Source organism: Rhizobium sp. BR 250 (assembly GCF_047445855.1).
In the GTDB taxonomy this organism is placed as follows: Bacteria; Pseudomonadota; Alphaproteobacteria; order Rhizobiales; family Rhizobiaceae; genus Agrobacterium; species Agrobacterium tumefaciens_I.
This window is the reverse complement of sequence record NZ_JARWKW010000007.1, coordinates 227,184-239,755: the sequence shown is the minus strand read 5'-3', so window position 1 is coordinate 239,755 and position 12,572 is coordinate 227,184. Positions and strand designations below refer to the sequence as shown.

The window sequence follows — 12,572 nt, the reverse complement described above, 5'->3', positions numbered from 1 at the left end:
TCGGAGAGGCGTCCCGCCGGGCCAGAGGCGGGAAGGGCTGATCGGATAGATGCCGTGAAAAGGCTGTAGACGACGGGCCGTGATTGCGGTCTGGGTGATGCGGCCCGGCGAATGCAAAACTTCCACCACTTCCCATTCCAACCGCATTCTCCGGGCCTGTCTCCTGCGCCGCCGGCAGTGCCGTCGCGGTGGCATCTCCGCATGCAAAGCGCTTTGGACCTGTTATCTGCGCAGTCTGAAACGTTGTAGATTTCACGCCTCCCGACTGTACCTCGCAAGCGACATGGTCTAAACCGCTGCTGATCTTTTCACGCTCGATGGATGACGAAGGGCCTTTCAGATGACCGATCCCAAAGCGCTTGCCGCCCGTTTCCCCGGTGATTTCCTGTTCGGCGTCGCGACCGCCTCGTTCCAGATCGAAGGCGCAACCAAGGCGGATGGCCGCAAGCCCTCCATCTGGGATGCCTTCTGCAATATGCCGGGCCATGTCTTCGGGCGTCACAATGGCGATATCGCCTGCGACCATTACAATCGCTGGGAAGAAGACCTCGATCTCATCAAGGAGATGGGTGTCGAGGCCTATCGTTTCTCCATTGCCTGGCCGCGCATCATTCCCGATGGTTTCGGGCCGATCAACGAAAAGGGCCTGGATTTTTACGACCGCCTCATCGATGGCTGCAAGGCGCGCGGCATCAAGACCTATGCGACGCTTTACCATTGGGATCTGCCGCTGACGCTGATGGGTGATGGCGGCTGGGCCTCGCGCTCCACCGCGCACGCCTTCCAGCGCTATGCCAAGACCGTCATGGCCCGTCTCGGCGACCGGCTGGATGCGATGGCGACCTTCAACGAACCCTGGTGCGCGGTGTGGCTCAGCCATCTCTATGGCATTCACGCGCCGGGCGAGCGCAACATGGAGGCGGCCCTTGCCGCCATGCATCATATCAATCTCGCCCATGGTTTCGGTGTGGAAGCCTCCCGCCATGTCGCGCCGAAAGTGCCGGTGGGGCTGGTGCTGAACGCCCATTCCGTCATTCCCGCTTCTGATAGCGAGGCCGATCTCAAGGCCGCCGAACGGGCCTTCCAGTTTCACAATGGCGCCTTTTTCGATCCGGTCTTCAAGGGCGAATATCCGGCCGAGATGATGCAAGCCTTGGGGGATCGCATGCCGGTGGTGGAGGCGGAAGACCTAGCCATCATCAGCCAGAAGCTCGACTGGTGGGGCCTGAATTATTACACGCCGATGCGCGTTGCCGACGATGCGACGCCGGGCGCGGAATTCCCCGCCACCACGCCGGCTCCCGCAGTCAGCGATGTGAAGACCGATATCGGCTGGGAGGTTTACGCGCCGGCGCTCAAGTCGCTGGTCGAGACCCTCTATAAGCGTTACGACCTGCCGGAATGCTACATCACCGAAAACGGCGCCTGCTATAATATGGGCGTCGAAAACGGCGAGGTGGATGACCAGCCGCGCCTCGATTACTACGCCGAACACCTCGGCATCGTCGCCGATCTCATCCGTGACGGATATCCGATGCGCGGTTATTTCGCCTGGAGCCTGATGGATAATTTTGAATGGGCCGAAGGTTATCGCATGCGCTTCGGTCTGGTGCATGTGGATTATGATACGCAGGTGCGGACACTGAAAAACAGCGGCAAATGGTATAGCACGCTTGCCTCGGGTTTCCCGAAGGGGAACCACGGCGTGGCGAAGGGGTAAGACCTCTCCACCGTCATCCTCGGGCTTGTCCCGAGGATCTGCTGCCTACTGATTTTATTCAACGTGATTAGATTCTCGGCACAGGGCCGAGGATGACGTTGCGAGGATGCGCGGCGGGTGCGTCAAAAAGTTCTCTCCCCTTATTATCAGTTTTCCCAACTTTTTTATCGGTTACCTCGCGGTGCCTGCTTGCGCCCGCCGTCCCGTCTCCTATGTGAGACGGGCTACGAAGGCGTAGCGTCCGTTTCTGCCGGTCAAGGGGCAAGGCGGGCTGGTCCTCCCAGGGAAAACGAAGATGCTTATTGAAAAACTCAACTGGCGTTATGCCACCAAGAAAATGGATCCTGCCAAGACCGTGTCTGAAGACAAGGTCGAGCGCATTGTCGAGGCGGCGCGGCTTGCCCCCACCTCCAGCGGCCTGCAGCCCTTCGAAGTGATCGTCGTCACCGATCCTGAAGTGCGCGCCAAGATCCGCGAGATCGCCTGGAACCAGGCGCAGGTGACCGATGGTTCGCATCTCTTGGTCTTTGCGGCATGGGACAATTACACCGAAGAGCGGATCAACCACATGTTCGATCTGGTCAATGAAGAACGCGGCATCAAGAATGAAGGCTGGGAAGCCTATCGCCAGATGCTGCTTACCACCTATCCGCAGCGCGACCAGCAGGTGAATTTCGAACACGCCGCCCGCCAGGCCTATATCGGTTTCGGCATGGCCGTGGCACAGGCCGCCTTCGAGGGCGTGGATTCCACCCCGATGGAAGGTTTTGATCCCGCCAAGCTCGATGAAATCCTCGGCCTGCGTGAAAAGGGCCTGCGCTCCGTCACCATCCTGCCGCTCGGTTATCGTGAACCGGAAGGCGACTGGCTGGTGAACCTGAAGAAGGTGCGCCGCCCGGCCGAAGAATTCGTCAGCCGCGTCTGATTTCAAGCTATTCGCAAAAGCTTCACTGCCGCAGAGCCGTTATCACGGCTTTGCGGTAGATTTTTTCTCTCTTTTCAGATAATTGAAAAAACATCCCTGTTAAAAGGTGGCGTGTGCGGGCAAGTATGCGCCATCGAATTGCCGATCCCCGGCATTTCTGAGTGAAAGCCTGACGAAATGACCCGGAAAATCAGCTGTCATCGAATGTGCCCGAAGGCTGCATGAAGAGAGCGGTTCAGCACCGCAACAGGATTTTTTGAGACCCGATCCGTCACGCATTCCCAGAGTTCACAATGAGTTTTCCATCCAGTGCGGCCTCGCCCGCGCGTAAAGAACAGGCGGTCCCGGAAGGGGCGGCAAAGGAGCCGATGGTCACGTTTGAAGGCGTGACCAAGACCTTTGGCGGCGCCGACGGCAAGCCCGGCTTCGCAGCCCTTGCCGGTATCGACTACACCGTACCGAAAGGCTCCATCACCGGCATCATCGGTCGCTCCGGTGCGGGCAAGTCCACGCTCATCCGGCTCGCCAACGGCCTTGAAAAGCCCTCGACCGGCCGTGTGGTCGTTGATGGCGTCGATGTCGCGGCGCTCGACGAAAAGAGCCTGCGCACGCTGCGCCGTTCCGTCGGCATGATCTTCCAGCACTTCAACCTTTTGTCCTCACGCACGGCTTTCGACAATGTGGCGCTGCCGCTTGAAATCGCCGGCCTGGGCAAGAAGGAGATCGAAACGCGCGTCGCGCCGCTGCTCGATCTCGTCGGCCTTTCCGATAAGGCGAAGCGTTATCCGGCGGAACTCTCGGGTGGCCAGAAGCAGCGTGTCGGCATTGCCCGCGCGCTCGCCACCCAGCCGAAGCTGCTCCTTTCCGACGAGGCTACCTCGGCGCTCGATCCGGAAACAACGCAATCCATTCTCGAGCTCCTCAAGCGCATCAATGCCGAACTCGGCCTCACCGTGCTGCTCATCACCCACGAAATGGAGGTGGTGAAGACCATCGCCTCGCAAGTGGCCGTCATCGACAGGGGCCTGATCGTCGAGGAAGGCACGACCTTCGACATCTTCACTGCGCCGAAACACGAGACGACCCGCAGCCTGCTGTCGTCCTCAGTCGGCGTGAAGCTGCCGCACTGGGTCACCTCGGGGCTGAAGCCGCAGGCGGCGGAAGGCGACCGCGTTCTGGTGCGTCTGGTGTTCTTCGGCGAAACGGCCTTCCAGCCGCTGACGGCGCGTCTCGTTGCTGAAATCGGCCCGGATGTGAACATTCTTGCCGGCACCATCGAGGAGATTTCCGGCGAGCCCTTTGGTTCGCTCGTCGTCTCCTATCCGGCCTCGGCGGATGTCACCGCCCGCGCCAGCCGCTTTTATGCGGAAACCGGTCTTCACACGGAGGTGCTCGGTTATGTCGCCTGATATGATCTTCAACCTTCTCTCGAAGGGCCTGTTGCAGACCCTGCACATGGTCGCGGTCGCCGGCATTGTCGGTTCGCTGATCGGCGTGCCCATGGGCGTTTTCCTCGCCACCAGTGGCAAGGGTGAACTGTTTCCCGCACCGATGACCAACCGTATTCTCGGCCTCATCGTGAATGCGGCGCGCTCCACGCCCTTCATCATCCTGGTGGTGGCGATAATTCCCTTCACCCGTATCGTCGCCGGCACGTCGATCGGCACCAATGCGGCCATCGTGCCGCTGACGGTCGCGACCGTTCCCTTCATCGCAAGGCTGGTGGAAGCGGCGATCCGCGAGGTGGACAAGGGTCTCATCGAGGCCGCCCGCGCCATGGGCGCGACACCGTTGCAGATCGTCACCAAGGTGCTGCTTGCCGAAGCCAAGCCCGGCATCACGCTGGCGCTCACGCTCACGCTGGTCAGCCTCATCGGTTATTCGGCCATGGTCGGTGCGGTCGGCGGCGGCGGGCTGGGCGATCTCGGCATTCGCTACGGTTACCAGCGCTTCATGCCGGATGTGATGCTGGCGGTGGTTCTGGTGCTGATCGTGCTGGTGCAACTGGTGCAGAGCGCCGGAGACCGGCTGGCGCGCAGCTTCGACAAGCGGACCCGCAAGAATTAACTGCGTTTATAATAACAACCCAAGGAGACACCCATGAAGAAACTTATTCTCGCGGCTTCGCTCGCCGCTCTCTTCACCGCCGGTCAGGCGCTGGCGGAAACCATCAAGATCGGCGTCACCCCCGCCGAGCACGCGCAGATCATGGAGCAGGTGAAGAAGATCGCGGCCGCCAAGGGCCTCGATATCGACATCATCGAATTCTCCGACTATGTCGTGCCGAACCAGGCGCTGAATGATGGCGAGCTGCAGGCCAATTCCTTCCAGCACCAGCCCTACCTCGACAACCAGATCGCCGACCGCAAGTTCGATCTCGTCAGCGTCGGCACCACCATCACCACTCCGATGGGCGTTTATTCCAAGAAGGTGAAGAGCCTTGACGAGCTGAAGGACGGCGCAACCGTCGGTATTCCGAACGACCCGACCAATGGCGGCCGTGCGCTGCTGGTTCTCGCTTCCAAGGGTGTTCTCAAGGTCAAGGAAGAAGCCGGCCTGAAGGTAACGCCTGCCGACATCACCGAAAACCCGAAGAACATCCAGATCGTCGAGCTTGACGCCGCCCAGCTGCCGCGTTCGCTGGACGATACCGACGCCTCGGTGATCAACACCAACTATGCGACGGCTGCCGGCCTGAACCCGAAGAAGGATTCCATTGCCATCGAAAGCGAAAAGTCTCCTTATGCGAATGTCATCGCCGTTCGCGCGCAGGACAAGGACAAGCCGTGGGTGAAGACGCTGGTGGAATCCTACCAGAGCCCGGAAGTGAAGGCCTTCATTCTGGAGAAGTACAACGGCACGGTCATTCCATCCTGGTAAGAAGCGCCGTACTGTAAAAATGACGACCTCTCCCGTTCGCGGGGGAGGTTTTTTGTTTTCTGGATGGGCGTAAATCGGTCCTGCATGAAAAACCCCTGTCGTTTTATGGAAGAATTTTTCACGGTCCCGCGCCAACTGTCGTTTTATACCCGTTGTTTTTCGGGTCTGGGTTGTGATGCGGCTTAACGGCTTCTGAATGTTTCCTTCGCAAGATGATGCTTTCGAAGGGGATTTCATGCGGATTGCGCCGCGCAACATTGGGGACTATTTGCCGGTCGGGCGCAGAACCGCCGTCGGCGTCGTGTTGTCCACCTTCGCGCTGGTGCTTCTCATCGTCACCGCGCTGGTCCTTTCCGCCCTCAGCCAGGTCCGCGAAAAGGCGAATTCGCTCGACAATGCCCGCTCGCGCGAGACAACGGCGGGCGCGCTCGTCACCTTTCGCGAGCAGCTGGGTGCGACGCTGAACGACTATGCCGCCTGGGACGATGCCGCCGAATATGTCTATGCCCCCGACCGTTTCGACTGGGTGGCAAGCAATTACGGCGAGATGACGGTCAATAACGATCTTTTCGATACCGCGGTGATCATCGACGAGAATGACAAGGTTCGCATGGCCTATCAGAACGGCAAGCCCGTGACGTGGAGGCCTGACGTCTACTTTGCCGGCGGCCTCAAGGAAATGGTCGCGCGCGTGCAGGCCATGCGTCCCGGCATCACCTCGCAGGTCACGGGTTTCATCAAAACCGACGATGGCATTGCCGCAGCCGGTGTCGCGCTGGTGCGGATGAAGTCCGGGGCGCTGCCGTCGGTCGGCGCAGAGCGGCGCTATCTGGTGTTTGCCCGTCATCTCAAGCAGGCGACGGTGGACAAGCTTGCCCGCAACTACGTCATAGAGGGTTTGGAACTGCAATATGGCGACGGGCCTGCCGCAAACCATGTGGATATCGTCAATCCGCTGGGGCAGGTACTCGCCCGGCTCGTCTGGCGCTCGCATCTGCCGGGAGATGTCAGTTTTCATGAGGCGCGGCCGGTCGTCTTCACCGCGCTCGGCATCGCGGGAACGTTTTTCCTGGTGCTGCTCATCATCGGCTCGGCCACGCTCGACCGGTTGAAGGCGGATGAGGCGGCGGCGCGGGAAGAGGCGCTGCGCGACCGGTTGAGCGGGCTCGACAACCGCGCCGGGCTCTTTGCCCGCCTGAACCGCATGGTGGGCAGGGCCCGCCACGACAAGACGGATATCAAGCTGCTTTATCTCGATCTCGACGGTTTCAAGGAGATCAACGATTCCTACGGCCATGCCGCCGGCGACCGGCTTATCAAGGGCGTGGCGGCGGCGCTGAGGGTGCTGGTGCCGGAAGGTGCGGTGCTGGCGCGGCTCGGCGGCGATGAATTCGCCATTGCCATCCAGGGGGATGACGTCTGGCTGGAAGGCCGCAAGCTTTGCCTGGCGCTTCTCGAACTCTTCACCGAACCCTTCAGCATCGGTGAAAGGGTGGCGAGCATCGGCTGCAGCATCGGCACCTCGGTTTCCCGCGCCGGTGATATAGATGGCGAGGAATTGCTGCGGCGTGCCGACATGGCCATGTATCAGGCCAAGGAGAACGGTCGCGGCCGTTATGTCGCCTACGAATTGAAGATGGATGCGCTGCGCGAGGAAAAGCTGCAGCTGGAAGCGGATCTGCGCTCCGCCATCTTGAACGACGAGATTTCGGTGGTCTATCAGCCGGTCGTCAGCGCCGCCACGCGCTGCATCACCGGCGTGGAGGCGCTGGCTCGCTGGCAGAGGCCGGGTTACGGTTTCGTGCCGCCGGATATCTTCATCGCCGCTGCCGAAACCAGCGGTCTTATCGACCGGCTCGGCCTTCTGGTGCTGCGCAAGGCCTGCGAGACGGCGCGGCAATGGCCCTCCATCAAGCTCTCCGTAAATATTTCGCCGGTACAGTTCCGCAATCCGGCGTTTTCCGGCCAGGTGGCGGATATTCTCGAGGCCACGCAGACACCGTTTGAAAGGCTGCGGCTGGAAATGACGGAAGGTTATTTCATCCAGCATCCGGAACGGGCAAGTGCGGCGATCGACAAGCTGAAACAGCTCGGCCTGCATATCGCGCTCGACGATTTCGGCGCGGGTTTTGCGAGCGTCGGATATCTGCGCCGCTTCGGTTTCGACCGGATGAAGATCGACCGATCGCTGATCATGGCGCTGGAGCAGGGCGGACGCTCGCTGGAAATGTTGCAGGCCACGGTGGCGCTGGCGAAATCGCTCGATATTCCGGTGACGGCCGAAGGCGTCGAGACCGAAGAGCAGGCGGCCATTCTGCATCTGTGCGGCTGCGATGAATTGCAGGGTTACCTGTTCTCGAAGCCCGTTGCGGCGGAAGAGATCACGGCCATGCTGGATGGGCAGGATGCGCCGCTGTTTGCGCTGCGGGCGGGGGCGTGAGTGATTTGAACGCCGTCACGCCGGACTAGATCGGGGGCCAGCGCGATCAAGTCCTCGATCGCTGAAGACCCCTCTCACAGCGCAGACCCGCCGTGGCTGGATGCCGGATCTAGTTCGGCATGATGGGGAAGAAAATGGGCCGCCGCCCCGGCTCACCGTCCCAGATGCCGCTCGCCGCGCTTTTTCGCCAGTTCGATCTGCTGCTGCCGGTCGCGGAACCGCTGGCGGTCCTCCTCGCTGCGGTCGTCGTAGCAGCTCGGGCAGGAAACGCCTTCCTCGAATTTGGGAGACAGGCGCACTTCCGGCGTGATCGGGTTGCGGCAGGCGTGGCAGAGCTGGTGGTCACCTTCGGCAAGGCCGTGCACCACCGAGACGCGCTCGTCGAAGACGAAACAGGCGCCTTCCCACAGGCTCTCTTCTTCCGGCACCTCTTCAAGATACTTCAGGATGCCGCCCTTGAGGTGGAAAACCTCGTCGAAACCCTGTTCCTTCATGAAGGCCGTGGCCTTTTCGCAGCGGATGCCGCCGGTGCAATACATGGCGATCTTCGGCTTGTTGTGCAGGCCGGGATTGTTCTTCACCCAGTCGGGAAACTCGCGGAAGGTTTTCGTCTTCGGATCGACCGCGCCCTTGAAGACGCCGATGGCGGTCTCGTAATCGTTGCGCGTGTCGATGACGATGGTGTCCGGATCGGAGATCAGCGCGTTCCAGTCCTGCGGGTCGACATAGGTGCCGACGATGCGGTTCGGATCGATATCCGGCACGCCCATGGTGACGATTTCTTTCTTCAGCTTCACCTTCAGCCGCACGAAAGGCATGTGCGAGGCGCGGCTTTCCTTGTGCTCCAGTGCGGCGAATTCCGGCTGGGCGCGCAAGAAGGCGAGGACGGCATGAATGCCCACATCCGGCCCGGCAATCGTGCCGTTGATGCCTTCGGCGGCGAGCAGCAGCGTGCCCTTGACGCCATTTTTCTGGCAGAGCTCGAACAGCGGCTCACGCAGGCTCTCGAACCGCGGCAGGCGGGCGAAATGGTAAAGCGCGGCCACAAGGAAATCACCAGAGACTTCCGGGCGGGGGAGAATGGTCGTGTCGGTCATGGCCGCTGAAATACAGCGACGGCGGCCGCAAAGCAATATTTATCAGCGGGTCGCGCTATTTTGAAAATCGTCAAATCGGGAGGTTTTGCGGGTTCCCCGGTCGCTTTCGCCGTGGTGTGCGGGCAAAAAGGCCGCCGCAGTCTAAAGTTCACCGTTGTGCGGAGTGCATATCATCTTCGTCATTCCGGCCTTGAGCCGGAATGACGAAGGTGGGTGAGCACCGTGTGAGAAGTTCGGGCTACTTCGCCGCCCGCCGCCACAACTGGCCGATGATACGGCTTTCCGTGCGGGCGGATTCGGAAAAGACCTCGTCCGCCAGTTCAAGGCCTTCGGCGCGCAGCGCCTGCTGCCGGGCGATGATGGCATCGAGAAGCAGAGCCAGCCGCTCGCCATTGCCGAAGCGTTCCGGCTCGCGATCGGCGATGGCTGTGAGGATGGAGAGATCGTGTTCATGGCCGAGAATGTCGACCAGCCGCTTGGTGTCGGCCCGTTTGGCGCGCATGGCGGAGGGCCACAGCCGGCGCATCAGGCCCAGATGCATCCAATAGGCCTGCCCGGCCTTGCGCAATTCATGGAAATGTTCGACGTCGGCCTGCTCACGGCAATCGGCGAGCGCCTTGAGTGCACTTTTCCTCTGTTTGGCCCAGCTTGTCCGCAGCAGCCGGACGGCGTCCTTCAGCTCGTCCGGCAGGGACAGGTCCTTGAGCGCCTTGCGCCCCTCTTCGCAGCCGGCAATGGCAGCGGCGATCGCCTCATCGAGACCGGCCTCATGTTCCAGGGCGTAATCGCGGCGCTCGCGCAGCATTGCGGTGATCGAGCGCAGCGCCTGCGCCTGTGTCTCGGAGAGCGCAAAGGCCTCGAGATATTCCGCCGTTTCCACCAGCGCCGTGGCATCGCGCGCGAAGGCGAGAGAACGGGCAATATCGCGGAAGCGGGCATTTTCATCACGGCTGAAATCCGGCGTCGCCCTGCGGATGAGGCGGTAAAGCGCGCGCAGCCGCTTGAAACGTTTGCGGGCATCGTGCACCGCTTCATGCGAACCGGCCGGCTGGTCGCGAAGGATGGTGATCGTATCGTCGATCAGTTCCAGTCCGACACGGCGGACTTCTTCGCCGAAGGGTTTTTTCGGGTCAATTTTGAAGGACATCCGACAGCTCTCCGTTCGGACAGTTCATGGCTAGCGACTGATTGGAAAAGCGGCGGTCGCCGGTCACTTCTTTTCCGAGCCAGAAGGGAAGGTCCGGATTGGCGTTTTCGTCGTCCATTTCCACTTCGGCCACGATCAGGCCACGATATTTGCCCTCGAAAACATCGATCTCCCAGGTGAAACCGCCATGATCGACGGTGTGGCGCGTCTTTTCGATCACCACGCCCGCGGCGCTCGCCATCAGCTCTTCCGCGTCCTTCAGGGGGATGGAATATTCATATTCGTCGCGGACAAGCGCGCTCGCGCCGATCTTGATGGTCAGTGTCGCATCACGCCCATCGACGATTCTCACCCGGACCGAACGATGTTCCATGGAAGCGACATATGCCTGCCGGAAAGCCATGCTATGGGTCACTTCATCGCGCCATTCACCGCCCGCAACAAGAAACTTCCGTTCGATTTCCTTGGCCATGCTGACTCCGCAAACTGGTGCGCCAGACTAGCGTAGTGTGACATTTTTATGAAGTGAATTGATTGAAGTCTCTGGATAAAAATGCGGCTGGTGCGCCTCGACATGAAAGGCGAGGCAGGCTAATTCGTAGACGGAATTTCAATCGTTTCAATAGCGCAAGGAGGCTCATCTTGGCCCAGGACTCCGAAAAACTGCTCTCCATCCTCAAGCTTCAGCCGGTCGTGCCGGTCCTGATCGTGGATGATGCCGCATCTGCCGTGCCGCTCGCGCGCGCTTTGGTCGCAGGCGGCCTGAAGGCAATCGAGATCACCATGCGCACACCGGCCGCACTCGATGCCATCCGCGCGGTTGCCGCGGAAGTGGAAGGCGCCAATGTCGGTGCCGGCACCATCCTCAACGCGAAGGATTTCGAAGCGGCGGCCGAGGCGGGCTCCACCTTCATCGTCAGCCCCGGCATCAATAAAAGCGTGCTGGAAGCCGCGCGCGGTTCAAAGGTGCCGCTGCTTCCGGGCGCTGCCACGGCCAGCGAAGTCATGGCGCTGCGCGACGAGGGCTACAAGGTTCTGAAGTTCTTCCCGGCMGAACAGGCTGGCGGCGCGCCCTACCTCAAGGCGCTGTCTTCGCCGCTCGCCGGCACCGTGTTCTGCCCGACCGGCAGCGTGTCGCTGAAGAACGCCAATGATTACCTGTCGCTGCCGAACGTCGTCTGCGTCGGCGGCTCCTGGGTTGCCCCGCGTGAACTGGTGGCGACCGGCGACTGGGCGGGCATCACCAAGCTTGCCGCGGAAGCAGCTGCGCTGCGCGGCTGATTTGCGTCCTGTCAAACCCGTTCACGAAGGCGTGAGCGGGTTTGACATTTGTATTCGGCCCACGGCTTCCTATCTCCCCTGTAGATTTGACCCTTACAGGAGATTTTGATGTTCGACGCCAAGAAGCTTCTTGAACAATTCCTCGGCTCTCAGGTGCCGGGCCTTTCGGGAAGCGTCCGTGACAGAGCCGGGCAGGCCGCCGATATCGCCAGAAACAATCCCCTCAAGGCCGGTGCCCTTGCCGCCGCCATTCTGGGCACCAAGACGGGCCGCAAGCTTGCCGGCAATGTCGCCACCATTGGCGGCGTCGCGGCCATCGCCGGCCTCGGTTATCTCGCCTACAAGAACTACAAATCCGGACAGACGCCGGAAGCCGCGCCGAAACCCGAGCCGGAGCTTCTTGCCCCGCCCGCCGATTCCGCCTTTCACCCGCAGTCGCCGGCCCTTTCCAACGATTTCGCGCTGAAGCTCATCCAGGCCATGATCGCCGCCGCCAAGGCAGATGGTCATATCGATGAGAAGGAGCGCGCCAACATCATGGAAAAGGTGCAGGTCTCCGGTCTCGACACGGAGGCCGAACGTTTCCTTGAAAAGGAACTGGCCGATCCGCTCGACATCGACGCGCTGGTGGCTGCCGCCCGGACGGAAGAGCAGAAGGTGGAAATCTACACCGCCTCGCGGCTTGCCATCGAGGCCGATTCACGCGCGGAACGCGGTTATCTCGACCTTCTCGCCGGGCGTCTTGGGCTGCCGGATGCGCTGGTCGATCATATCGAGACGACAGTGGTGGCGGCGAAGGTTTGAGGTTGGAGGCGGAGGGCGTGGCTTCACCCCCTCTGCCCTGCCGGGCATCTCCCCCACAAGGGGGGAGATCGACAAGCGGTTAGGTCTCGCCCATCTCAACCTTTGCGAATGAAGTGGTGGTAGCGCCTCCTGCTGATCTCCCCCCTTGTGGGGGAGATGCCCGGCAGGGCAGAGGGGGGTGAGCGCCACCCGACAAGCTCACCGCATCGCCCCCCACATCCACTGTTGTCATCCCGCCCCGCTTGCCCTAATCCTTCTCCCAGCAAATGGGGAAGAGA

The 12,572-nt window shown here is 61.1% G+C and carries 11 protein-coding genes; 8 read left to right on the top strand and 3 right to left on the bottom strand.

Annotated features, from left to right (window positions below; genetic code table 11):
• Nucleotides 1–340: 340 nt before the first annotated feature.
• The 6 genes from QD336_RS13870 (at nt 341) to QD336_RS13845 (ending at nt 7,965) form a co-directional block, all read left to right on the top strand.
• Nucleotides 341–1,720, top strand: coding sequence for a GH1 family beta-glucosidase (locus QD336_RS13870; RefSeq protein WP_269345387.1), 1,380 nt, complete (start codon nt 341–343; stop codon nt 1,718–1,720).
• Between the two features lie 295 nt (nt 1,721–2,015).
• The gene (locus tag QD336_RS13865; RefSeq protein WP_269345389.1) at nt 2,016–2,645 is read left to right on the top strand and encodes an NAD(P)H-dependent oxidoreductase; all 630 of its coding nucleotides are present in this window, start codon (nt 2,016–2,018) and stop codon (nt 2,643–2,645) included.
• 293 nt (nt 2,646–2,938) lie between these two features.
• Nucleotides 2,939–4,054, top strand: a complete 1,116-nt coding sequence (locus QD336_RS13860; protein WP_269345391.1) for a methionine ABC transporter ATP-binding protein — start codon at nt 2,939–2,941, stop codon at nt 4,052–4,054.
• On the top strand, nt 4,044–4,712 hold the full coding sequence (locus QD336_RS13855) for a methionine ABC transporter permease (RefSeq protein WP_269345393.1): 669 nt from the start codon (nt 4,044–4,046) through the stop codon (nt 4,710–4,712). The genes QD336_RS13860 and QD336_RS13855 overlap by 11 nt, the downstream gene beginning before the upstream one ends.
• 33 nt (nt 4,713–4,745) lie before the next feature.
• A complete protein-coding gene (locus QD336_RS13850; protein WP_269345395.1) occupies nt 4,746–5,525 on the top strand; it encodes a MetQ/NlpA family ABC transporter substrate-binding protein in 780 nt (259 codons plus the stop codon).
• 196 nt (nt 5,526–5,721) lie between these two features.
• Nucleotides 5,722–7,965, top strand: coding sequence for a bifunctional diguanylate cyclase/phosphodiesterase (locus QD336_RS13845; protein WP_269345397.1), 2,244 nt, complete (start codon nt 5,722–5,724; stop codon nt 7,963–7,965).
• A gap of 152 nt (nt 7,966–8,117) precedes the next feature.
• Here QD336_RS13845 and trhO read toward each other — a convergent pair whose 3' ends face one another.
• From trhO to QD336_RS13830, 3 genes are all read right to left on the bottom strand, one after another.
• Nucleotides 8,118–9,062 (bottom strand): oxygen-dependent tRNA uridine(34) hydroxylase TrhO, encoded by a 945-nt coding sequence (gene trhO / locus QD336_RS13840; RefSeq protein WP_269345398.1) that lies wholly within the window; start codon nt 9,060–9,062, stop codon nt 8,118–8,120.
• 238 nt (nt 9,063–9,300) lie between these two features.
• Nucleotides 9,301–10,209 (bottom strand): CHAD domain-containing protein, encoded by a 909-nt coding sequence (locus QD336_RS13835; protein ID WP_269345399.1) that lies wholly within the window; start codon nt 10,207–10,209, stop codon nt 9,301–9,303.
• Complete coding sequence (locus QD336_RS13830) at nt 10,193–10,681, bottom strand: CYTH domain-containing protein (RefSeq protein ID WP_269345400.1); 489 nt, start codon at nt 10,679–10,681, stop codon at nt 10,193–10,195. Before QD336_RS13830 ends, QD336_RS13835 begins: the two co-directional genes overlap by 17 nt.
• A gap of 170 nt (nt 10,682–10,851) precedes the next feature.
• Between QD336_RS13830 and QD336_RS13825 the strand changes: the two genes are divergently transcribed.
• Nucleotides 10,852–11,490: a 2-dehydro-3-deoxy-phosphogluconate aldolase gene (locus QD336_RS13825; protein WP_003499143.1), complete on the top strand. Its 639-nt coding sequence runs from the start codon at nt 10,852–10,854 to the stop codon at nt 11,488–11,490.
• 108 nt (nt 11,491–11,598) lie between these two features.
• Entirely contained in the window at nt 11,599–12,294 is a 696-nt protein-coding gene (locus QD336_RS13820; RefSeq protein ID WP_269345404.1) for a tellurite resistance TerB family protein, read from the top strand.
• Nucleotides 12,295–12,572 lie beyond the last annotated feature (278 nt).

Coding starts and splice junctions, on each gene's coding strand:
- QD336_RS13870 (WP_269345387.1), top strand. CDS start 341: ATGACCGATCCCAAAGCGCTTGCCGCCCGTTTCCCCGGTGATTTCCTG.
- QD336_RS13865 (WP_269345389.1), top strand. CDS start 2,016: ATGCTTATTGAAAAACTCAACTGGCGTTATGCCACCAAGAAAATGGAT.
- QD336_RS13860 (WP_269345391.1), top strand. CDS start 2,939: ATGAGTTTTCCATCCAGTGCGGCCTCGCCCGCGCGTAAAGAACAGGCG.
- QD336_RS13855 (WP_269345393.1), top strand. CDS start 4,044: ATGTCGCCTGATATGATCTTCAACCTTCTCTCGAAGGGCCTGTTGCAG.
- QD336_RS13850 (WP_269345395.1), top strand. CDS start 4,746: ATGAAGAAACTTATTCTCGCGGCTTCGCTCGCCGCTCTCTTCACCGCC.
- QD336_RS13845 (WP_269345397.1), top strand. CDS start 5,722: ATGTTTCCTTCGCAAGATGATGCTTTCGAAGGGGATTTCATGCGGATT.
- trhO (WP_269345398.1), bottom strand. CDS start 9,062: ATGACCGACACGACCATTCTCCCCCGCCCGGAAGTCTCTGGTGATTTC.
- QD336_RS13835 (WP_269345399.1), bottom strand. CDS start 10,209: ATGTCCTTCAAAATTGACCCGAAAAAACCCTTCGGCGAAGAAGTCCGC.
- QD336_RS13830 (WP_269345400.1), bottom strand. CDS start 10,681: ATGGCCAAGGAAATCGAACGGAAGTTTCTTGTTGCGGGCGGTGAATGG.
- QD336_RS13820 (WP_269345404.1), top strand. CDS start 11,599: ATGTTCGACGCCAAGAAGCTTCTTGAACAATTCCTCGGCTCTCAGGTG.